19 protein-coding genes are annotated in these 21545 nt (G+C 42.1%); 6 read left to right on the top strand and 13 right to left on the bottom strand.

Translation table 11 applies throughout. The features are described from left to right. The gene (locus OQZ33_RS18140) at positions 1-969 is read right to left on the bottom strand and encodes an SDR family oxidoreductase (protein WP_265800654.1); all 969 of its coding nucleotides are present in this window, start codon (positions 967-969) and stop codon (positions 1-3) included. 186 nt (positions 970-1155) lie between these two features. On the opposite strand from OQZ33_RS18140, the gene OQZ33_RS18135 reads away from it, so the two are divergent. Next, positions 1156-1416, top strand: coding sequence for a DUF3253 domain-containing protein (locus tag OQZ33_RS18135; RefSeq protein ID WP_265800652.1), 261 nt, complete (start codon positions 1156-1158; stop codon positions 1414-1416). A 98-nt stretch (positions 1417-1514) separates the two neighbouring features. On the opposite strand, the gene OQZ33_RS18130 is transcribed toward OQZ33_RS18135, so the two are convergent. The 7 genes from OQZ33_RS18130 to OQZ33_RS18100 form a co-directional block, all read right to left on the bottom strand. Then, positions 1515-3755 carry a xanthine dehydrogenase family protein molybdopterin-binding subunit gene (locus OQZ33_RS18130; RefSeq protein ID WP_265800651.1) on the bottom strand — a complete coding sequence of 747 codons (2241 nt, stop codon included), beginning with the start codon at positions 3753-3755 and terminating at the stop codon, positions 1515-1517. Between the two features lie 17 nt (positions 3756-3772). After that, positions 3773-4792, bottom strand: coding sequence for an FAD binding domain-containing protein (locus OQZ33_RS18125; RefSeq protein ID WP_265800650.1), 1020 nt, complete (start codon positions 4790-4792; stop codon positions 3773-3775). Further along, positions 4785-5300: a (2Fe-2S)-binding protein gene (locus OQZ33_RS18120; protein ID WP_265800649.1), complete on the bottom strand. Its 516-nt coding sequence runs from the start codon at positions 5298-5300 to the stop codon at positions 4785-4787. Before OQZ33_RS18120 ends, OQZ33_RS18125 begins: the two co-directional genes overlap by 8 nt. Positions 5301-5452: 152 nt before the next feature. Further along, on the bottom strand, positions 5453-7579 hold the full coding sequence (locus tag OQZ33_RS18115) for a xanthine dehydrogenase family protein molybdopterin-binding subunit (protein WP_265800648.1): 2127 nt from the start codon (positions 7577-7579) through the stop codon (positions 5453-5455). Between the two features lie 9 nt (positions 7580-7588). Beyond that, entirely contained in the window at positions 7589-8575 is a 987-nt protein-coding gene (locus tag OQZ33_RS18110; protein WP_265800647.1) for an FAD binding domain-containing protein, read from the bottom strand. A gap of 12 nt (positions 8576-8587) precedes the next feature. Further along, positions 8588-9370, bottom strand: coding sequence for a (2Fe-2S)-binding protein (locus tag OQZ33_RS18105; RefSeq protein ID WP_265800645.1), 783 nt, complete (start codon positions 9368-9370; stop codon positions 8588-8590). A gap of 340 nt (positions 9371-9710) precedes the next feature. Continuing rightward, a complete protein-coding gene (locus OQZ33_RS18100) occupies positions 9711-10712 on the bottom strand; it encodes an SDR family oxidoreductase (protein WP_265800643.1) in 1002 nt (333 codons plus the stop codon). 284 nt (positions 10713-10996) lie between these two features. Here OQZ33_RS18100 and OQZ33_RS18095 point away from each other — a divergent pair, with 284 nt between their 5' ends. The 3 genes from OQZ33_RS18095 to OQZ33_RS18085 all read left to right on the top strand — a co-directional run bounded on the left by OQZ33_RS18095 (position 10997) and on the right by OQZ33_RS18085 (position 14204). After that, entirely contained in the window at positions 10997-12073 is a 1077-nt protein-coding gene (locus OQZ33_RS18095; protein WP_265800642.1) for a calcium:proton antiporter, read from the top strand. A gap of 123 nt (positions 12074-12196) precedes the next feature. Then, positions 12197-13387, top strand: coding sequence for a glycosyltransferase (locus OQZ33_RS18090; RefSeq protein ID WP_265800640.1), 1191 nt, complete (start codon positions 12197-12199; stop codon positions 13385-13387). Between the two features lies 1 nt (position 13388). Further along, complete coding sequence (locus tag OQZ33_RS18085; protein WP_265800638.1) at positions 13389-14204, top strand: glycosyltransferase family 2 protein; 816 nt, start codon at positions 13389-13391, stop codon at positions 14202-14204. Here the strand turns inward: OQZ33_RS18085 and OQZ33_RS18080 are convergent. From OQZ33_RS18080 to OQZ33_RS18065, 4 genes are read right to left on the bottom strand one after another with little or no spacing between them, the layout of a single operon-like run. Beyond that, positions 14201-15250: a glycosyltransferase gene (locus OQZ33_RS18080; protein ID WP_265800637.1), complete on the bottom strand. Its 1050-nt coding sequence runs from the start codon at positions 15248-15250 to the stop codon at positions 14201-14203. The genes OQZ33_RS18085 and OQZ33_RS18080 overlap by 4 nt on opposite strands. Further along, positions 15250-16581, bottom strand: coding sequence for a bifunctional PIG-L family deacetylase/class I SAM-dependent methyltransferase (locus tag OQZ33_RS18075; RefSeq protein ID WP_265800636.1), 1332 nt, complete (start codon positions 16579-16581; stop codon positions 15250-15252). Before OQZ33_RS18075 ends, OQZ33_RS18080 begins: the two co-directional genes overlap by 1 nt. Further along, positions 16574-17719 carry an acyl-CoA dehydrogenase family protein gene (locus OQZ33_RS18070; protein WP_265800635.1) on the bottom strand — a complete coding sequence of 382 codons (1146 nt, stop codon included), beginning with the start codon at positions 17717-17719 and terminating at the stop codon, positions 16574-16576. The genes OQZ33_RS18075 and OQZ33_RS18070 overlap by 8 nt, the downstream gene beginning before the upstream one ends. Beyond that, positions 17716-18807, bottom strand: a complete 1092-nt coding sequence (locus tag OQZ33_RS18065; protein ID WP_265800634.1) for a glycosyltransferase family 4 protein — start codon at positions 18805-18807, stop codon at positions 17716-17718. The genes OQZ33_RS18070 and OQZ33_RS18065 overlap by 4 nt, the downstream gene beginning before the upstream one ends. Positions 18808-18989: 182 nt before the next feature. Between OQZ33_RS18065 and OQZ33_RS18060 the strand changes: the two genes are divergently transcribed. Together OQZ33_RS18060 and OQZ33_RS18055 are read left to right on the top strand one after the other, a co-directional pair. Then, a complete protein-coding gene (locus OQZ33_RS18060) occupies positions 18990-19325 on the top strand; it encodes a hypothetical protein (RefSeq protein ID WP_265800632.1) in 336 nt (111 codons plus the stop codon). Positions 19326-19334: 9 nt separating this feature from the next. Beyond that, positions 19335-21047 (top strand): ArnT family glycosyltransferase, encoded by a 1713-nt coding sequence (locus tag OQZ33_RS18055; RefSeq protein ID WP_265800631.1) that lies wholly within the window; start codon positions 19335-19337, stop codon positions 21045-21047. On the opposite strand, the gene OQZ33_RS18050 is transcribed toward OQZ33_RS18055, so the two are convergent. Continuing rightward, positions 21037-21531, bottom strand: a complete 495-nt coding sequence (locus OQZ33_RS18050; protein WP_265800630.1) for a CinA family protein — start codon at positions 21529-21531, stop codon at positions 21037-21039. The genes OQZ33_RS18055 and OQZ33_RS18050 overlap by 11 nt on opposite strands. Positions 21532-21545 lie beyond the last annotated feature (14 nt).

The following is a 21545-nucleotide window of genomic DNA, read 5'->3' as shown; positions in this document are numbered from 1 at the left end:
TTAACGTTTAGATTTATTCAGTAGCATAATTCCGGCAGCAAGGGCCAGTACACCGAGAGAGAGAAATTTATGATGGGCTCGTGGTTTACCAGGTATTCCCCAGCCGCCATGTACAGCGTTGCCATATTTTACGGTATTGAAAATATTTCCATTAGTAGCGGGAAGCTCAGCCGCATTTTTTAAATATCCTGATATTACATAACCAGCTATTCCCCTTGTTAAGCCTGGGGCGAGTGCGTAGGCATAACGCAAAAAAACGGCTGTACTGCCCATCATTGTTGAAGGTTTCGGGTGGCGTGAAATTTTTAAAATGTCTGCAGCAATCCGGTTGGGATCGTACACTGGTGGTGCGGGTTTAAGCTGTTTGCCTGTATAATTTGCGGCATGCTGGATGCCTGGAGTATCAAGAAAGGCAGGGAAGGCATCACATATGTGGATGTTTTTGAAAGCAGAAAGTTCCGCTTTGAGTGCGGCGCTAAATCCACGCAGGCCGAATTTACTGGCAGAGTAACCCACCCCAAAAGGAACGGGTAAAAACCCACCTATGGATATATTATTGATCAAGATGCCGTAGCCTTGTTTTTTGAAGTAAGGGAGGATGGCATGTGCGCCATTCATGTAGCCTAACAAGTTTGTTTTTATCACCTGCTCGGTTACTTCCATGGGTGTTTTGTCGAATTCGCCCACCGCAAGCACGCCTGCATTATTGATCCATACGTCGATCGTATTTCCAAAATCGGCCGCTGCCGCTGCCAGATTAATCACTTCATGATATTGAGCGGTATCAGTTTGGATACAGTTAACTTCCGCCCCAAGAGTTTCACATTCTTGGGCAAGCTCTTGTAAGGCAGCCATATTTCTCGAAGCCAGGATGAGTTGATCGCCATTCGCCGCGAAAGCAAGTGCAATGGCTCTTCCCACACCACTTGATGCGCCGGTAATGACAACAGTTCTTTTTTTATCGGTCATATCATTACAACCAGTGGCCAATATAAATTGTTTAGAAAATGGCTGCTACGGCATCAAAAAGCAAAACTACTTTGTTCAATTGAAAGCTTCTGATGAGGGGAAATTAGCTTAGTCTATTTGGAGTTCAGGAAATATTGTGTGTATTCCAAAGCAATAGCCTCATACATTTGTTATCCATTTATGGTGATGCTATCAGAAATATCGAAAACCATCTTAGCTGAGGCGGATAAACGTGGACTAGATAAAAGTACCTGTCCTTCGGAAATTGCCCGGATGCTTTTTGGTGATAAGTGGCGAAAGGAGATGGGAAAGGTGCGTGACGTGGCCATTGGTTTGCATCGGGAAGGTAAGGTAGTGATTACACAGAAAGGAATACCTGTTGATGTGGATCATATCAAGGGCCCTGTCCGCATCAAAATTAGCCAGAGCGAAAATAGAAGCGAATAATGTGTGAGATTAATTACTGCAAAAAGCAAAAGCTTCGTCCTTTTGGAGAAGCTTTTACTGGTTGAAAATATGTTGGTAATCAGTCTTTTAAGCAAAACCTATTGCATTAATTCATCAAAGTGAATGGGTAACTTATAGATTCTTTTGCCAGTTGCATTAAAAATTGCATTCGAAATGGCTGCGGGCATTCCCACCAGACCAATCTCACCCACACCCTTAGTACCGATTTCGTTAATTAATTCGTCTTTTTCTTCTACGAAAATAACCTCCAACTGGCCGATATCGGCATGTACAGGAATATGGTATTCGCCGAGATTGGTGTTCATATACTTGCCGAGATTATGGTCCATAAAGGTTTCTTCGTGCAGTGCTTTACTAATGCCCCAAATCATTGATCCAGAAATTTGACCGGCAGCAGTTTTAGGGTTAATTATTTTTCCAGCGGCTACTGCGGTTACCGCTCTGGTGACCATAACGGTGCCAAGATCCTGATCTACCTCTACCTCGACAAAAGAAGCACTGTGGGTAGCCAAACTGTATTTTCGAAGTTTTAACATGTGCGGTTTGCCCATATTGGTGGTCTTGATGGGTTTGCCATTGTTAGAGGCGATAATGTTTTTTAGGGACACGAACACATTGGGCTGATCTTTTAAATGCATGTTTCCCGCGCTGAAAAATACCTCCGCATCTTCCGAATTTTTAAACGGAGAATCTGGCATTTTTGCCGCTTTTTTCAATAGTTTTTTACGCAGTGCTTTTGCCGCTACCACGATGGCTACTCCGGTAGATGAAGTAATGGACGAACCGCCCTGAAACATGGAGAACGGCTTTTTGCTGTCGCCATAGTTGAAATCTACCTCTTCGAGCGAAAGACCAAGCTCGTCTGCTGCAATCTGAGTCATCACAGTTAGTGTACCTGTACCAATATCGGTTGTGGCGTTGTTTAATACCATCCGTCCGTCTTTGGTAATCATGGCTTCCACCCGTGCAGGAAACTGAAAGGCATCCCAGATTCCTGTAGCCATCCCGTAACCTACCCATTTATTTCCACGCTTCGTAGATCGAGGTTCAGGATTTCGGTTGCTCCATCCAAATTTATCTGCGGCCTGAAGATAACAATTGCGAAGGGCTTTGCTGGTGTATGGTTTGTTGCTCGATGGATCGATCTCCGAATAATTAATCAGGCGAAGTTCTAAAGGATCAATTTTAAGCTTGTGGGCCAGTTCGTCCATAGTGCATTCAATGGCATGCATGCCTGTGCTTCCACCCGGTGCCCGCATGTCAAGCGGCGTATACACGTCAAGGGGAACCACTTTATGATTGAAAAGCGTATTTGGAGCAGGGTAAAGTTTATGGCTCCAGTTGGCAATCGCTTCTGTATAGTCTTCAAAATTGGAAGTTTCAGAAAAAACGCTATGGCCCAGGGCGGTAACGTTACCTTCTACATCACTGGCGAAGCGCAGGTTTTGTTTCACCGGGGGGCGATGGCTAAAAAAGAACATTTGTTTACGCTCTAATACCACACGAACATTTCTTTTAAGGTGAAGAGCAGCCATCACACAGAGGAAGAGCTGGTATTGCGGACGGAGGCCAGAACCAAAACCACCACCAACGAACGGAGCCAATACCCTTACGTCTTTATAGTGTAAACCGAAAATGTTGGCCACATAGAGCTGGTTATTAATGGTACCTTGTGTTTTATCGTAGATCGTTAATTTCCCTTTTCCTTCGTATATCGTTGTTGTGGCAAACAGTTCGATGGGGTTGTGGTGCTCTGTACCATGCTGGAAGGTTGCAGCAACTTTTACAGGTGCCTGTTCAAAAGAATTCAGGAAATCGCCTGTTGGTGGGGGTGGAGGCGGTTTCAAAGCTGTGGCAAATCCTTTTTTTGCGGAACGGCCATTTGGAATGTTGCTTTCCAGATCGGTTTGGAAAGTTTCCTGCTCATACTCAAAAATAACTTGCGTGGCGGCGTATCTAGCCGTTTCGTAGCTCTCGGCTACTACCAGGGCGATGGGTTGCCCGTTGTAAAGAATATTTTCATCGGCCAATGGCTTAAAAACCGTTCCTGGCGGCGCATCCATATCGGTATATTGTAAATCGAACCAGGCCAGTTTTGTACGGTTTTTATGTGAAAGCACATCTACCACCCCAGGGATAGCCATTGCTTGAGCAATATTGATATTGATAATTTTCCCTTTGGTTATCGGGCTGCTCACTACATAACCATGAAGCAAGTTATCTGCTTCATATTCTGCGGCATATTTTGCCTGACCTGTTACTTTTAGCTTTCCTTCTAAGCGGCTAACGGGTTGACCAACATTTTTGTTAAAATCCATTTTTGTTCATTTGTAGTTTAAGCAGATGGTTTCGCTCCCGGAAGCTGCGATTGAGGGTTTAACGCCATGAGGCCATTGCGAATAATCGCTTTTTTAGCGAGGGCGATTTTAAAGTCGTTATGGCCATAACCTTTTGCATCTTGTAAAATAATATCAGCCGCGGCGGCAAAATTGGATTCATTTGCACTTTTACCCCTCAGGAAATTTTCTGCTTCTGTTGAACGCCAGGGTTTATGTGCTACACCACCAAGTGCGATTCTTGCGTCTTTTATCATTTCTCCATCCAATTCTAATGCAGTAGCAACTGAAACGAGTGCAAAGGCATAAGAATGTCTGTCGCGAAGTTTGAGGTAAGAATAGTTTTGGGCGAAACCTTTATCTGGGAGATCTATTGATGTGATGAGTTCGCCAGGTTTAAGATTATTATCCAAATCCGGCCGATCACCTGGCAGGCGATGGAAATCTGCGAAAGCAATGGTTCTTTTTCCTTCGGCCCCTTCTACATTAACCAGCGCATTTAAGGCGGCCAGCGCCACACACATATCCGATGGGAAAACCGCAATACAATGATCACTCGTTCCTAATATTGCATGGATTCTGTTGTATCCCTCTTTGGCCGGGCAGCCCGAACCCGGATTTCTTTTGTTACAAGGCACATCAGGATCGTAAAAATAGTAACAACGGGTGCGTTGCAATAAGTTGCCACCATTACTTGCCATGTTTCTGATCTGAGCAGATGCGCCGGCAAGAATGGCTTTAGAGAGTAGGGGATACTTGTTCTCAATAATGGGATGATAGGCAGTATCGGCATTTTTGAAATTGGCGCCAAGTCTAACTCCTCCATTCGACAGTTCTTTAATCTCTGCGAGACCGTGAATGCGGTTGATGTCTACCAGTCCGCTTGGGTTGGTGAGGTTATATTTCCAAAGGTCTAGTAAATTGGTACCACCAGCTAAAAACTTTGTGTTATCTTGTTCACTGATGAGGTTAATGGCTGTAGCAATATCTTCAGCTTGCTTGTATTCGAAGTTATTCATGGCCGCCTCCTGCTTTTACCTCCATAATGGCATCGATGATGCCAATGTTAGCGCCACAGCGACAGAGATTTCCACTCATCAGCTCTTTTACTTCCTCTCTGGTTTGCGCTTTTCCTTCTTTAATTAGTCCAATAGCACTGCAAAGTTGGCCGGGAGTACAGTAACCACATTGAAAAGCATCATGATCGATAAATGCCTGTTGTATCGGATGCAATTCGTTGCCATGGGCGATGCCTTCCACAGTAGTAATCTCGGAGCCGTTTTTCATTACAGCGAGAGTGAGGCAGCTTAAGATTCGCTTATCATCGCATATAATTGTACATGCCCCGCATTGGCCGTGATCGCAACCTTTTTTAGTCCCTGTTAAATTTAAATGGTCTCGTAAACCATCCAAAAGGCTAACCCAAGGTTGCACCTGAAGAATTTTTTGTTCACCGTTTACGGTCAGGTTTACCGTACAGTCGCCCTGCTTTAAATGGTTGAGGTTTTGCGTTTCGCTTCGCATCATGCTGAATTGTTAGTGGTAGGTACTCATTTGCTAACATTCAAAAACGCGGATAAGTTTGAGCTTTTTAAGTTTCTTTAACAATTTTATCCTTGCAAATCTTTTTTCGATTAATTTGAGCAGTACCAGGTAAATTCTGCAGACGTAAAGATTGTCTAAAGCAATTTATCTGGAGTAATCGGAAGTGAACGAACTCGTTTGCCAGTGGCATTAAAAACAGCATTTGCTACTGCGGCGGCTACCCCCACAATCCCTACTTCGCCAATTCCTTTTACGCCCATTTTATTTGGAATGAAATCCTTCTCATTGATAAACATAGCGTCGAGATCACCAATATCGAGGTTAGTAGGCACGTGGTAATCGGCAAAAGAACGTGTTGCAAAATTCCCATATCGTGGATCGATAATGGATTCTTCAGTTAATGCCATACCAATACCCCAAACAATACCGCCTATAATTTGCGATCGGGCAGTTTTAGGGTTCAGGATTTTTCCAGCACCCGTTACGGCTAAGAAACGCGTAACCTTCACCATCCCAGTCACGCTGTTTACCCTTACCTCTGCGAAGTTGGCATTAAAGCTATGTGCAGAATATTTCTCTGCTTCGGCTGGTGCTTTAGAGTCTGACCGGGTTTGGAAATCGGCTATATATTCTGAAATCATCAGCTGTGCTGCTGTCGGTCTTACAAAAAACTGTTTGCCAGATTTCGCCAATAATTCATCGGTAATTTTAATGCAGGCATCGTTAACAGCGTTTGCAAAACTCGATGCTCCTACAGAACCTACTGAGCCTGCTGCGGGTGGCAAATCAGAATCACCAAGTTTAACATTGATCTGCTTTACCGGCAAACCCAATCCATCGGCGGCGGTTTGTGCCAATATGGTATTGGTTCCGGTTCCTAAATCTGAGGCGGCAATTTCTATGGTTGCATACACTACTTTATTTTTTAAACTGAGTTTGATTACGGCTGAGCTATCCCTTTGCCTGGCCGGGTAGGTGCCACAGGCTACGCCATAACCGATCAAATCATCGCCAATTTTATTTGTACCTGGTTCAGGTTTTCTTTTCGCCCATCCAAAAGCTTTTGCACCTTCCTGCAAACATTTAACGGTTGTTCTGGATGACCATGGTTTTCCGTTGGAAGTATCTTTTGCGGGTTCATTTTTTATTCTCAATTCAATGGGATCCATCTTTAACGTGTACGCCAATTCGTCCATTGCCGATTCGAGCGCAAAACTTCCTGTCGATTTTCCCGGGCCACGGGTATAAGTAGGCAAGATGAGGTTCATGGGAACCACGCGGTAACTGATTAAGCTGTTCGGAACTTCATACATCACTTTTGTACAATCTCCGCAGGGCTCGATATATTCACTATCTACCGCAGTGTGCGAAATTGTTTCGTGGGCGAGCGTGAGCAGCTTGCCTTCTTTGGTTGCGCCTATGCTTAGTTGTTGTATGTTTCTTTGGCGTAAACCTACCGAATTGAACATTTGTTGCCTGGTAAGTGCCAATTTTACTGGTCGGCCAACCATTTTAGCGGCTACAGCTGTCAGCACTAAGTTTGCCCACTGTCCGCCTTTCGATCCAAAGCCGCCACCAATAAATGGAGAAATGATTCTGACCTGTTCTGGTTTGATATTTAATGTAGCTGCCGCAGCGGTTTGGGCACCATTTATAATTTGTGATCCATTGTATAGTGTTAGTTGGTCGCCTTCCCATACCGCTACTGTAGCATGTGGCTCCATTGGATGGTGGTGTTCAATTGGCGTTTCGTAGCTTGCCTCTATTTTGACTTCGGCATCTGCAAGTGCTGATTTTCCTGCCCCCCGTACTAAATCGGCCAATTCCTTTCCCTTAGGCATTTCAGGTGTTTTGGCGAGGTTGTCAAAGTCGATTTTTTCTTCTTTCTGATTGTATTCTACTGTAATTAAATGAGCAGCTGCAGTAGCCTGTTCAAAAGTTTCGGCTACCACTATTCCAATGTGCTGGCCATGAAAAGTAACTTCTGGACTCTGCAACAGCGCACCGCCCCGCAAACCTCCTTTGGTATTTAAGGGCAGAATATTCTCATGGGTAATTATTTTGATCACGCCAGGATATTTCTGCGCCTCTGTACTCTCGATACTTTTTATTTTGCCTGCAGCAATGGTGCTTTTAAACAATACCGCGTAGGCCATATTTTTTGCGGGATAATCTGTGGCATAAGTGGCTTTACCTGTAATTTTCAAAATCCCGTCGATGCGGTTTATCCCTTTGCCAATGGATTTGTTGCTGTCTTCCATATTCTACAATTAAATATTTCCTTTGAAAGCTGTTTCCAGCGCATTGATCAAAGCTTTTTTACCCATTTCTATTTTAAACTTGTTGTGTGCTAAAGGCTGTGCCAATGCCATTTCGGCTTCGGCAGCTTTTGCAAAGTTGGCGGCAGTTGCAGCTTTGTCTTTTAAATAGGCTTCAGCATTTAGTGCTCTCCAGGGTTTATGTGCTACGCCACCCATTGCAATACTTGCTGTTTGAATGGTATTTCCGTTTAACGTTAAACCTGCAGCAACGGAAACCAAAGCAAAAGCATATGAATTTCGATCACGTATTTTAACGTAAGCAGAGTGTTCTGCGAAATCATTCTTCGGCACTTCAATAGCTGTAATCAGTTCACCATGTTGGAGGCTATTGTCTTTTTCGGGGTGGGCCCCTGGAAGGATATGGAAATCTCTGAAAGGAATAATGCGTTCCCTTTCACTGCTTAGCACTTTAACACTGGCGTTTAAAGCGGAAAGGGCAATGGCCATATCTGAGGGATAGACTGCTACACAATCTCGTGTCCAGCCAAAAATGGCATGCATCCTGTTAAATCCCTCAAGTGCAGCACAGCCGCTTCCTGGATTCCTCTTGTTACATGGCATAGCGATATCATAAAAATAGCTGCAGCGGGTTCTTTGTAATAGATTCCCACCATTCGTAGCCATATTTCTAATTTGGGCAGAAGCACCAGCAAGTATCGCCTTACTAAGCACGGGAAAGTTTTTACGGATAAGCGGATGGTTTGCTGTTTCGGTATTTTTGGCTAAAGCACCCAAAGAAATGCCTGAAGCGGTTGCTTTAATCTCTTTTAGCGAGAGGTTTCCAATATCAATAATTTCATTTGGAAGGGCAACATGCTCTTTCATTAAATCGAGCAGATTGGTTCCTCCACCCAAAAAAGCAGCATCGGTATTTTTGTTGATTAAGGTAATTGCCTCAGCTGGGTTATTTACTGCACTAAATTTAAATGGTTTCATAACTGCGTCGGGTTAATCGGTAAATAGCCAGTTTTGCGGAACATTCTTGCCTGTTTGTGCTTCCTTTATTGCGGCAACAATGTTTGGATAAGCACCACATCGGCAAATATTCCCCGACATACGCTCTGCAATTTCTTCCTCGGAGAGTATAATAGATTTTGGATCAGTACTTAATTTTTTTGTTGCAAAGCTTGCCTGTCCTTCTTTAGCTTCTTTCATCAATGCTACTGCAGAGCAAATTTGTCCTGGTGTACAAAAGCCACATTGAAAACCATCGTGTTTAAGAAAGGCCGCTTGCATGGGGTTGAGTTCGTTATCTTTTGCAAGGCCTTCAATGGTAATTACGGATTTTCCCTGGCAGGTTGCAGCTAAAGTGAGGCACGATAAAACGCGGTGGCCATCTACAATTACCGTACATGCACCACACTGGCCATGATCGCAGCCTTTTTTTGAGCCGGTTAAACCTATTCTTTCCCGAAGTGTATCCAGCAAGGTCATTCGCGAATCGACAAGTACATTGCGGGGAGTGGAGTTTACCTTGAAATTTACCGTAACGCCATTTTCAATTGCTTCGGGTATCAAGTTAGGAATATCTTCCATTTCTACAGCCCTGGCAAAAAGTTGTTCGGCTCCGAGGGCATAACTTGCCAATAAACCAGCAGTGGCCAGGCCCATTAGTTTTACAAAGTGACGGCGGTTAAATCCGGAGTGAAGTACATCTTCTAACTCTTCGGGCATGAGGTCGCCAAAAAGTCGGTGCTCTTCGGGGGTTAGCTTTGTTTTGTTGTTTTTCATGTTGCTGTTTTCATGTTGAAACAGTTGATATAGCGTTTATTAGACAACACCAATGAAGTTTAAACAGCAGTGTTGGATTATGGTTTTACTTCCGATAAAAAATGTTCAATACTCTTAAGGCTGAAGTCATGTTGATGACTCATCCTGTGAAGTAATTAGCGATGGTGGGAAATGCTGATAATAAGCAAGCGATACAATAGAATGATTCAACGCCATAACGGAATGAAGTCAGGTTTTATTCTTTCCGGATTACTTTATAACAACTCAAAAAAACCTCTTCTCACAACCTTAAATTTAACGGTTGCAAGAAGAGGTTCGAAACTTAAAAATTTTATTGGGCTTAAGGTTGTCCTCCGCCGCCCATAGCGCCATAAATTTGGCCTGTCGAATAACTTGCGCTATTATCAGCCAACTGAACATAAATTGAAGCAAGCTCCGCCGGTTGCCCAGGTCTGCCCATTGGGGTTGCTTTTCCAAATTCCTTTAATTTTTCGTTGGTGGCGCCGCCTCCAACCTGTAATGGTGTCCATATTGGTCCGGGTGCTACACCATTTACCCGCACGCCTTTTGGAGTTAAAAATTTTGCTAATGAACGTACTGTACTGGTGTTTGCTGCTTTGGTTTGAGCATAGTCAAATAATTCTGGTGACGGATCATTTGCCTGTTCTGAAGTAGTAACGATAATGCTCGATCCGGGTTTAAGATGTGGAATTGAAGCCTTAAGCAACCAGAAAGGACCATAAATATTTGTTTTCATTGTGGCATCAAAATCTTCGGTGCTAATATCCAGGATTGATGGTTTTGTTTGCTGTCGGGCGGCGTTACTTACTACAATGTCTAATCCGCCTAAGCGTTTTACACTGTCATCCACCAACTTTTTACAGAAAGATTCTTCTCTTAAATCGCCAGGAATGGCAAATCCTTTTCTGCCAGCTTTGGTGATCAGCGCAATTACCTCTTTAGCATCTTCTTCCTCTGCGGGCAAATAATTAATCACTATATCTGCACCCTCGCGGGCAAAAGCAATGGCTGCGGCTCTACCCATCCCCGAATCGCCACCGGTAATGAGTGCTTTTCTTCCAGCTAAACGTCCTGAACCTTTGTATGATTCCTCGCCATGATCTGGCCTTGGATCCATTTTGCTGGCTAAACCTGGAAAAGGTTGCTGTTGCGGTTTAAAAGGCGGACGCGGATACTTTGTTGTCGGATCTTGAAGTGCAGCTGCTGCAGTGCCTGTTAAAGGCACCTCATCGGCACCGAAAACTGGCGAAACGGCCAGTCCCGCTAACCCAACGCCGAGGCCTGTTACCGCCTGCCGCCTTGTTATTAATTCGTTTTTCATGTGATATATTTTAGGTAGATGTTTATGTTTTCAAATAGATTTCTGTACACTTGATTTTTAAAATCTCATTGCAATGGATCTTACATTAATGACACCGACCAATTGAAAAAGGTTTTATAAATGAGGCTGTAATTCATTCTTGGTTGGAGTATAGGAAGCTTTTATCCATTTGCAGATTCAGATTAACGTTGTTCATTGAAGAGTTGGGGCAGCCTGATTTAACGTTAATGATAATTTTTACGCAAACCATAGAAGGTCTTATTTGTTTGTTACCAAAATTACTTATGAAGAAAATCGACCTACCCAAATGGACAATTGCGCTCCCAATAATTAGTGTCATCGTATATTTATTTAGCGGTAACGATTCAAGTGTCTATCTAAAAGTTGCTTTGGCCGCATTGTTAATAGGTAGTGTTTTAGCATCAGTTCATCATGCAGAAGTAATCGCCCATAAAGTTGGCGAGCCCTTTGGTACCATCATACTTGCCCTGGCCATTACTACCATTGAGGTTGGCTTAATTGTTTCTTTAATGCTTGCCGGTGGCGAACAAACCCGCTCTTTAGCGAGAGATACCGTTTTTGCCGCCGTAATGATTATCCTTACCGCTATCGTGGGCATCTGCTTACTGCGGGGAGGAATCAAATTCAAAGAACAACTTTATAAATTACAGGGTGTAAATGCTGCTTTAATTACGCTGGCGGCTATTTTAGTGCTTACTTTAATTCTTCCAAATTATACCATTAGTGGTGCAGTAGGAGAATATACGGTAAGTCAGCTCGTGTTTGTTTCCATTGTTTCGCTCGTTTTATACGGCGGTTTTATTTTTATGCAAACCGTGAGACATCGGGATTATTTTTTACCCAAAGATACCAGCTCGGAAGACGAGCATGTGGAAGCGCCCAATGGGATCACTTCAGGTAGCAGTATGGTTTTACTGGTGATAAGTCTGGTCGCCGTTGTGTTGCTGGCTAAATATCTATCGAAAGATATAGAAGTGATGGTGATTAGTTTAGGTGCTCCTCAATCGGTCGTGGGCGTAATTATTGCGGCAATTGTGCTTTTGCCAGAAGGAATGGCTGCTTATCGGGCAGTAAAATCTGATCGTTTGCAAACCAGTTTAAACCTCGCTTTGGGATCTGCTTTGGCAAGTATTGGCTTGACCATCCCTGCAGTAGCTACCGTTTCTATTGTATTCGGCATGCCCATTACCCTCGGTATCGACATGAGTTCGACGGTATTGCTTTTACTGGCCATGATTACCATTATGTTTTCGTTGGCTACCGGCAAAACCAATGCCCAGCAGGGTGTAGTGCTTTTGGTAATCTTTGCTTCCTATTTATTTTATACCATTGTTCCTTAGATATTGTTGATAGATGCATCATCATCATTTAGAGTAGGGAACCGTATTAATCAGGATAGAAATACGCAGAACTTTATTGTTTCCATCATGTTGTAAATCTGATACTAAGAATTTACACCCTTTATGGATTCCACACTTCATCTAAAGTCCGAACTCTGCTTTCCCGAATCTCCAAACCCGTTTTTGCGATTATCCGTAATCGTTCCGGCAAAAAACGAAGCACAGTTTATTGTCTCGACGCTTCATGCGCTTCGAAAACAATTCGACGATTTTGGAAATCCTGTTTCGCATCAGCTTTATGAAGTTTTAGTGTTGGCTAATAATTGCAGTGACGAAACATTCGAGATTTGCAAAAGTTATCAGCAGGAATTTCCAGGGTTTAACTTATATGTTCAATGTTTAAAATTGAATAAGGATGTAGCTCATATTGGTACGGCCAGACGGCTCCTGATGGATGCTGCATTTTCTCGTTTGAACCAGGTTGCCGGAAATAAAGGCATCATCGTATCAACTGATGCCGATAGTGAAGTTGACGGCTGCTGGATACATCATATCCTGACCGAAATGGAGCAAGGAGTAGATGTTGTAGGAGGACGAATTATTCCAAGCGATACACCCAACTTATCAAAAATTCATCACTTGAGAGATGTAACCTATCGGTTTTTGAAAACGAGGATGGAGTCAGAAACTGATCCTTGTGTGAAAAATCCCTGGCCAAGGCACTTCCAGTGTTATGGTCCGAGCCTGGCCGTTACCTGCGATATTTATGAAAGGGCTGGCAGAATTCCGGCTATTCCTTTTTTGGAAGATGAAGAGTTTAGAAAGGCACTTAAAAGGGTAGATGCCATTATGCGCCATTCGCCAAAGGTTCGCGTTTATACTTCTTCACGCTTGCAAGGGAGAGTAGATTTTGGGTTTTCCGTTCAGCTTCAGCAATGGGAAAATATGAGTTTGAAAAGAGAAGAACAAATGGTAGAATCGTTGGAAACGGTTATGACTAAGTTCTCCTTCAAAAAGGAATTAAGGCAATTGTGGGAAAGTGCCAAAGCGGATAGGCAGGTTATTCGTGATATTAATTTAATGGCTTTTAAACTTCATTTCGATAGCGACGCATTACTGGCATTGATTAATGAACATCAATATTTCGAATCACTCTGGGAGCTAATGGAACAGCATTTAACCGAAAATTTTCCCGATTTATTAGTGTTGATCCCGATATCAGAAGCAATAGCAGATTTCAGAAATTATTTTGCAGCACAAACGACTGTTGATAGCGAGGAAACTGAATTGAATGATATAGCCATGGCAGTTTAAAATGAGCATATCTGTTTTAACCATAGTAAAAGGTCGAGCCGGTGCCTTGAACAATTTAATTAAAGCCTTGGCTGCGAATACTATTTTGCCTGACGAGCTTGTTGTTGTATTTATGAATGAGCCTGAGCGTAACCTTCCAGATACGCCGTTTATTATTAAGCAGTTTTCTTTTTCACATCGTGAAGATTTGCCATTGGCCGCGGCCAGAAATTTTGCGGCTAAAAATGCAGCAGGAGATAGGTTGATTTTTTTGGATGTGGATTGCATTCCCTCATCGCTCCTCGTAGAAACGTATCTCAATAATTTTCAAGTGGGCTTTTTAGTAAATGGTGAAGTTCGTTATCTACAAATTGGCTTTGATAGACATGCAGATTGGTTTTCGGAGCTGGAGGCAAGCAGTGAACCAGACCCCATCAGGTTTGGAATGACAACACTACCACACGAACTATTTTGGTCGCTTAATTTTGGATGTTTTGCAGAAGATTACAGGAAAATTGAAGGTTTTGATGAAATGTTTGCAGGTTATGGAGCAGAAGATACTGACTTCGCCTTTACCGCCAGGGAACAGGCAGTCGGTATGAAATTAATAGCTGCAGTAGCCTATCACCAATATCACGAGCAGTACAAACCACCGCTTAATCATTTCGATGATATCGTACGTAATGCCAAAGTATTTTTCAAAAAATGGAAAAAATGGCCCATGGAAGGGTGGTTGAAAAGCTTTGTTAATTTGGGTCTTATCACCTGGGATAACGATCAACTTCGTATCCTCAGAAAGCCTAATCAACAAGAAATATTAAAAGCCAGAAAAGTTTAAGATTTAAAGAATTTGTTGCCGGTGTTCACAATGGCTTTGGCCATATTATCGATGGCGTTTGGTAAAATTACATCGCTCCAATCTGGTTCCTCTCGAATAATTTGATCAAAAATATCTTGCCATTTGGTACGCCACAAGTCATCTATACTAACAATATAAATTCCTCGCCGCCCGGCTACTGCTTCTGCTTTTTGTTCTTGTTCGGCAAAAGGCCTCGATTCAGGAATGCCGATAAACCGTTTATTTAAGGTAGCCACTTCCATCACAGTGTTGTGACCGGTATTGCCAATAATAATACTGACAGATTCCAATAACGCTTGCGGATGATCAACTCTTCCATGCCAGAAAATGTTGGCGTTTTCATCATCTTTTATCTCCTCCCCAATAACATGGAAAATAAGAGTCGGAGATTGTTGAGCAATGTGTTTGATTAAACTGGCATTTATAGAAGTGCCGCCAGCACCGATGAGAATGGCGATTTCATTTTCCTTCACTTCATGTCTTCCATCAGGAATGAACCTGGAAAATCCGCCAGTGAAAAATGTTTTATCGTATACCCAATTGCGCTCGCCAACATAAAGTGATTCAGAAAATGGTGCGAGGATCAACCCTGCACTTTGAAATGCCATTAAGTGTGGCAAATCATTTCGCTTTCCATGCTGCGCCATTACGATGGTAGGGATGCCGCACAAACGGGCGAATAAAGTAATTTCTACTGAAACATCCACCACTAAAATCATCGATGATTCTTTCTTAAAAACGTTGGACATTATTGCCATTCTATTTCTTATGCCAGGTACATTCAGTGGCGCATAGTGAAAGGTTCCGGGAAGTGTATCGTTTGGCCCTTCGTCAAGACTTGCATCATCGAAATCTAGCGGTAAATGAATGAGTGTTACATTTGGTAAACTAGCAAGATCTACCGTTTGTAGAGCGCTTCCAAACAAAATGATTTTATAATCAGGAAGTGCTTTTACTATTTGTATGGTGCGCATCCAATGGCCTGAGCCATGATGGTGAACATAAAATGCGATGGTGAAAGGCATCAGTTTAATTTTTGTAACACGTCTAATCGATAGTCTGTAGTGGCGCTGTGGTGTAGGCGAGAAAACCCCTGATCTGTAAAGCAATTGTGTACTTCATCTCCAGTTAAGGGATAGTCGGCCACAAAATGGGTCCAGTGGACCAAAACCAGGATCCCATTCTGATTTAGGGCATTTGATATTTTTGCTCTTGTCAAGAGAAGATCCTCCTTAGAGAGATAATAACCTACCTCACTCATTAAGATTAGATCGAAATTCCCTTCTGGAAAAGCTGTAGGAATGCCGCCCAATCGAAATTCGACATTCGAAGCAGATTTAAGGCGTTCTTTTGCTTGAGTTAAAGCCGTATTGCTGATATCAATTGCCACAAGATGGTCGGAAAGTGTTGCAATCTTCTCGGTTAAAACGCCAATAGAGCAGCCAATTTCTAATGCTTTATTATAACTGCCGGCTGGGATAGCTGCAATGGTAGCATTATATTTTTCTTCTTCATATTTACTTGTTTCAAAATTCCATGGATCCCGATTTTTCGAATACATCTCTTCAAAATAATTTTCGGATAAGGTGGCCTCCGGATTGATTTTTTTTCGCTCCATGAAATACTCTCGCTCCGTTAAAAAATTGTCAATTACATCTGGTAACAAGATAAAACCATTTGTATCATCATCGATTAAGTGGCTTACCTGCGATTGGTGCGCATTAATACATTTTACCTTAAGCGGTAAATAATTGCTCACCTCAAGCGCTAACAATTCCTCTTCATCGAGCTTCGGTATATCTTCTTCTATGGCATTTTCATAAAGCCAAATGGGATATTCCCAGATTTTGGGGCGACCAATTTTCGATTGTTCAAGCGCAGAAATAAGCAGTTGATGCGTTGCTCTATGATCACAATGTGGATCCAACTCATAGGGGACCAGGATCAGGTCGGGTTTAATTTGTGTCAAATCTGCACATAGCCGATCAACTAATTCTATAAATCCTGGCGTTCCTTTTCCGGGCATTGCTGCATCTTCAGCACCATAAAATCGCCAGTTTTCTTCTTTTGTACCCAATAAATTTAAGGCATTTTTAAGCTCTGATAACCTAAGTTCAGCCAGTTTTTCTGCTGGATATTTTCGCGAATTTGGATGAGATTTGCTTCCATCTGTGGTGAGAATAATAAAAACTTCCACATTCAGGCTAATCAAGGTAGCAATAAGTCCGGCACAAGCCAAAGATTCATCATCGGGATGAGGGACCATGACCAGGCAAGTGCTATATTTTTTTAAATCTTGTGGGGCTACGGAAATGGCAGTTTTCCAAAATTTTTGTTTATCGAAAGGATTATTCATGAAAAGCTGATGGATTATTGATAAAAAATTTTGCAACATTAAGTCGGGTTGCATCTGGTGCTGGCTGCCTTAAATAAAAGGTCAGGTCGCGGAAAATTCGACCCAGATTTCCAGTTTCCATCAACCCCCTTGCCCCAACACATCTGTTGCTGTTATCCATCACGGTGAGGCAAATTTCCTCAATATTTACCCTTGTCATATTGGCAAAGGCAATCAGGTCTTCATCATGATTACCTTCGTTTACCCAACTATCGAAATATTTACCAGCCTGCTCCAGCCACAAACGACCTGACATTACCGCCGACATGATACACGACAGCCGCAATTGCTGGAAAGGATCGTCGGTTCGATTTAACTCTTTGAGGTAATTAGCGGTATGTTCCGCGATGGCTTCTGCTCCACCAAGTTGTACGGCAGCAAAACGAATAGCTCCTCCATTAAAATAAGGCTGTTTTAAATAGATACCAGGTTCGCCCAATAGTTCCGAATCATCTAACTGGTATCCACTAAAATCTACGGTATAACTCCCAGAAGCCTTCATTCCAAGGGGTTTCCAACTCTCTTTATCTATCTGATCCTTGGAAATTCGATCCATATCAATAATAGCCATCTGCCAACCATCTCTTTCAACAGTCTTAATGTTGCCGGTAATAAGTGCTTTATTAACCAGCATTGCACCGGAACAAAATGTCTTACTCCCGGCTATTTCCAGCTGGCTACTTGTTTCTGTGTACTGGATTCCATTCTGATTTTGCGTATTCCAAATGCCAAAAATATCGCCGTTTTCTATTACCCCATTGTACCATTTATGGCGTTGATGAGGAGTTGCATATAAATGAATAAGGTACAAGGTATTGATATGACCCTCAAAAATTCGACCTACGGAAAGGTTTGCTTTGCCAATATCCTTTAGCAGTTGCAATAAGGCTGGCGTATTTGGACGGCTGAAATCCAGGGCATGATCTGGTAAAACCAGCTCCAGTGCACCGCAGTTATGTAACAATTCAAATTCTTTTACAGGGCCGTTGGGGTCATTTTCAGTTTCAGCCGCCATGGCTTCAATTTCGATGAGAACTTGTCTAAACCGAAACCAATCAAAAGTTGTAGGTTCTGCTAGGGTATCATTCTCAAGTTTCATCCGGCGTATTTTAGGTTTTTCCTTTTTTCGGCTACTTCTTCCATAAAGCACACATAATTTGCTATCATTTTATCGAAACTAAATTTTTCATTGGCATACTCATGAATGTATTTTCTATCTAGCTTCGTCACGTTTTTTAGGGCTTCACCTAATCCCTCAGTATCGCCAAAATCGACCAAGATGCCCGTTTCTGGAGCAACCAACTCAGGCAATGCGCCCATTTTAAAACCGGAAATAGGAGTACCACAGGCCATCGCTTCTGCAACTACAAAACCAAAGGGTTCTTCCCAACATGGCGTAATCAGGCAAGCGCTGGCCTGGCAAATTTCTTTACTTAATTGCTCATGATTCAATAGCCCAAGCAATTTGATATCATCACCTAAAAGCGGTTTAATTTCTTTGTCGAAGTATTTTTGATCGGCGATGCCGCCTGCAACATGTAATGGTATTCCGGCAGTTCTCGCCGCTGCAATAGCTAGGTGCAATCCTTTATCAGGATGAATTCTTCCGAACCAAAGTGCATGTTTTGCTATAGTGGTGCTCGGATTAAAAGGCCACTCAGCTAACTTAATTCCGTTTAATATGACGGCACAGTCTGATACTACATCACTCCAGTTTCGGGCATTTTGCTGCGATACGGTGATGTAGTCAATTACTGGCTGGCGGCGCTCTGCTTCGATTGCCATTTTAAGTTCGTAAAAAGGTGGCGTGTGTAATACCGTTATCATCGGCGTTTCCAGCGTAGCAGCCATGGTGATGGGAATGTAGTGGAGGCTATTATTAAAAATAACGTCGAGTTCATAATCATCAATATGCATCATCAGGTTAAAATAAGCATGGTGCTCTGCTATATATTCTGATGGAAGATCCTTTTGCTTTTTTCTAACCTTAGTTTTTTTATCGTAATGTTCATCAGAATAGATGGGTTCTAAAGGCAAGGTTTGATCTGATGCATCGCTGGCAAAAAGTATAACTTCGTGCCCCAGGGCTTGCAAGCTTTTAGTAACCTGATGAGTGAAAACTTCAAGGCCGCCAGCAAAGGGCGCAACAATAGGATGCTTGAGATGCGCTATGATTCCAATTTTCATAAATACAGGACACAGTTAATGTTTTGTATAAAGACTACATGAATAAAAGAAGAAAGTTTTCCATTTGCCACAATATCTTCGGTACAAACATTTAAGGAATATTTGAAATTGCTTGTTTGCAATAATTATGGTGTATTTTGCTAACTGCAAATCAATTTGGCCATAAACGATGTTATAACGCTATGATGAACCCGATGATTTCGCAAAATAACCGCAATTTGCAATTTCAACCAGGCTTAGCTATACTGGAAGAGCTTTTTTATCAATATGGAGGGGAAATCAATTCCATCCGGTTTCAATTGCCTAACCTTATTTCGCTCCATTTCAGATTCCTGATAGCACAAGGAGTTGATGAGCGAATAAAAAAAAATGTCTTCGACATGCAGTTGAAGGCAACAAATAACTTTACTTTCGCTATTTACCAGGCGGAGGTTTTTCGTTTTCAGTTTTCAATTAATAATTTTGGTGATTCGGTTTATGATTTCGATACTTATCTTCCCAAAACCACTTATTTTTAGGGGAGAAGAATGCGCATGTTAATTGATTCGCCTATTTATCAGTTGGAGAAAGCAGATTCGAATCCAAATTGGGAAACATCCGTCAATACTGCTCTAAAATCAAACACCAATAATCTTAAACTCACCAAAGCCACGGTTGGATTATTGGTTTTTTTTGGCTTACTAAAATTTACGCTTCATGTATTCTTTCTTCCGCGGTACGGATTACATGCCGATGAGTTGTACTACATCCATTTAGGGAAAGATTTTCAATGGGGATTCCCAGATATTTCGCCATTGGTCACCTGGGTAGCGGGCCTATCGGCAAAATTATTTGGCGATAGTGTTGCGGCATTGCGCATTATTCCCACGTTGTTTTCTAGTTTCACGGTAGTGCTCACTGGTTTAATAGCACATTATTTAGGTGCTAAAAGGTTAGGGATCATTATCGCTTGTTTGGCAATAATCTGGTCGCCGTCTTTTTTAGCAACCTCTTATCTGTTACAACCCGTAGTTTTTGATGAATTTTTGTGGACGCTTTTTGCGTTTGTGCTATTACGTTCTTTTCAAACTCAAAAACCGACTTACTTATTGCTCTCTGGTGCGGTACTTGGCATTGGGATGTTAAATAAGTACACCATCTTCATGTATTTAGTGACGCTTGGCTTGGCCTCGCTTATCGTCTTTAAAGGACGTTTAAAGGTGGGGTTTCCTGCTCTGAGTGGTGCGACGATCCTTTTCCTAGTAATGATGATGCCCAACATTTTATGGCAGGCACAACATGGTTTTCCTGTTTTTAATTTTTTAGGTTTAGTTGGTCAACAAGCTTTTGTTTTAAACATCCCCGATTATTTATTTCAGCTCGTATTTTTTCATGGTGCCGGCGTTTCTGTGTGGATGGCGGGTTTTCTATACTTGTTGCTATCCAAAAAGGGTGGCCGGTATTTATTAATCTGGCCTATATCAACGTTGCTTTTGGTGGTGGTTTTGGCCTTGTTGAAAGGCAAACTGTATTATGGCTTAGGCATGTTTCCTTTTCTATTTGCTGCGGGTGGATATTGCTGGGAAATCATGCTAACCAGGTTGAGCCGAGTGAAGAAGACCATCTTTCTGTTGATGATCTCATTATTTGGAATATTAAGTTTGCCTTTGGTCATTCCGATATTATCGATGGGGAATTGCCGAACATATATCAGGCAAATGGTGGCATTAACCAGTTTTTCTCGGCCTATGACTTGGGAAGATGGTTCTCAGGGCTCGATACCACAGTTTTTTGCTGATATGTCTGGCTGGGAAATCGCTGCAAATAAAGTTGGTTTAGCCGTAAATGAAATCGAAAATCAACCTGCCAAATATATTTTGACTGATGATTATGCTATTGCAGGCGCCCTAAAAAGATATGTAAAGATCAATAACTTGCAGATTATCTCGGCTAGCAATAGCTTCATTTTAGAATCTCCACCCGAGTTGGTTGGCACTTCGTTGATTTACCTTTCTAAAGAACCCATTTCAAAAGTGGAGAAAATGGCCCAAGGGGTTAGTTTCATAGAAGCTTTGGATGTGGAGAATTCACATTTGAAAGGAGTTAATATTTACGTTTTAACTCGTGTAAACGAAAATTTTAATGAAGTTTACCAGCTGAAAAGAAATCAATTTTATCCTTATGCAGCTGGAAAAAGTACAAGCCTCTATAAGCCCAACCTTGGTTTTTGGTTTACGGTTAACAATTGGTTTACCGACTAATAGATTGTAAGTACCGATAGAGAAGCGTGGCACAATGGCTCACTGTTGCAGCGACGATTTCTGATTTATTGCCGTCGAATTTTATTCGCTCTGCAAAGATAGGCGCACCCTGAAAGCTGCCATATATAAACATCGTGCCTACCGGTTTACTTTCACTTTCGCTACCACCAGGACAAGTTAGTCCTGTTACCCCAATATGAATGTCGGCTTTGATAATTTTACTTAAGCCAAAGGTTATCGCTTCCGTAACCTCCATACTTTCTGGTGTATACTTTTCAATAAGTTCATGGTCAACGTGAAGCATGTCTTCTTTAATGCAGGCGTCATAACAAACTACACCACCTTTTAAAAATTTTCCAGCATCTTCAATTAGAGAAAAATCAGCTGATAATCTTCCGGCAGTGGCGCTTTCAGCAAATGCAATGGTAAAATCATGCGCTATTAACAGTTCGCCAATCTTCTCGTATAAATTTTTATTGTCCATTTTTAAGTCTGAAA

Origin of the sequence: Pedobacter sp. MC2016-05 (assembly GCF_026239735.1) — a bacterium.
Taxonomy (GTDB): domain Bacteria; phylum Bacteroidota; class Bacteroidia; order Sphingobacteriales; family Sphingobacteriaceae; genus Pedobacter.
Note: the sequence above shows the minus strand (reverse complement) of the source record. Positions and strands in the feature narration are given on the sequence as shown.

Coding starts and splice junctions, on each gene's coding strand:
- OQZ33_RS18135 (WP_265800652.1), top strand. CDS start 1,156: ATGCTATCAGAAATATCGAAAACCATCTTAGCTGAGGCGGATAAACGT.
- OQZ33_RS18060 (WP_265800632.1), top strand. CDS start 18,990: ATGATGAACCCGATGATTTCGCAAAATAACCGCAATTTGCAATTTCAA.
- OQZ33_RS18105 (WP_265800645.1), bottom strand. CDS start 9,370: ATGAAAAACAACAAAACAAAGCTAACCCCCGAAGAGCACCGACTTTTT.
- OQZ33_RS18050 (WP_265800630.1), bottom strand. CDS start 21,531: ATGGACAATAAAAATTTATACGAGAAGATTGGCGAACTGTTAATAGCG.
- OQZ33_RS18055 (WP_265800631.1), top strand. CDS start 19,335: ATGCGCATGTTAATTGATTCGCCTATTTATCAGTTGGAGAAAGCAGAT.
- OQZ33_RS18130 (WP_265800651.1), bottom strand. CDS start 3,755: ATGGATTTTAACAAAAATGTTGGTCAACCCGTTAGCCGCTTAGAAGGA.
- OQZ33_RS18070 (WP_265800635.1), bottom strand. CDS start 17,719: ATGAAACTTGAGAATGATACCCTAGCAGAACCTACAACTTTTGATTGG.
- OQZ33_RS18090 (WP_265800640.1), top strand. CDS start 12,197: ATGGATTCCACACTTCATCTAAAGTCCGAACTCTGCTTTCCCGAATCT.
- OQZ33_RS18140 (WP_265800654.1), bottom strand. CDS start 969: ATGACCGATAAAAAAAGAACTGTTGTCATTACCGGCGCATCAAGTGGT.
- OQZ33_RS18100 (WP_265800643.1), bottom strand. CDS start 10,712: ATGAAAAACGAATTAATAACAAGGCGGCAGGCGGTAACAGGCCTCGGC.
- OQZ33_RS18110 (WP_265800647.1), bottom strand. CDS start 8,575: ATGAAACCATTTAAATTTAGTGCAGTAAATAACCCAGCTGAGGCAATT.
- OQZ33_RS18095 (WP_265800642.1), top strand. CDS start 10,997: ATGAAGAAAATCGACCTACCCAAATGGACAATTGCGCTCCCAATAATT.
- OQZ33_RS18075 (WP_265800636.1), bottom strand. CDS start 16,581: ATGAATAATCCTTTCGATAAACAAAAATTTTGGAAAACTGCCATTTCC.
- OQZ33_RS18115 (WP_265800648.1), bottom strand. CDS start 7,579: ATGGAAGACAGCAACAAATCCATTGGCAAAGGGATAAACCGCATCGAC.
- OQZ33_RS18080 (WP_265800637.1), bottom strand. CDS start 15,250: ATGCCTTTCACCATCGCATTTTATGTTCACCATCATGGCTCAGGCCAT.
- OQZ33_RS18125 (WP_265800650.1), bottom strand. CDS start 4,792: ATGAATAACTTCGAATACAAGCAAGCTGAAGATATTGCTACAGCCATT.
- OQZ33_RS18120 (WP_265800649.1), bottom strand. CDS start 5,300: ATGATGCGAAGCGAAACGCAAAACCTCAACCATTTAAAGCAGGGCGAC.
- OQZ33_RS18065 (WP_265800634.1), bottom strand. CDS start 18,807: ATGAAAATTGGAATCATAGCGCATCTCAAGCATCCTATTGTTGCGCCC.
- OQZ33_RS18085 (WP_265800638.1), top strand. CDS start 13,389: ATGAGCATATCTGTTTTAACCATAGTAAAAGGTCGAGCCGGTGCCTTG.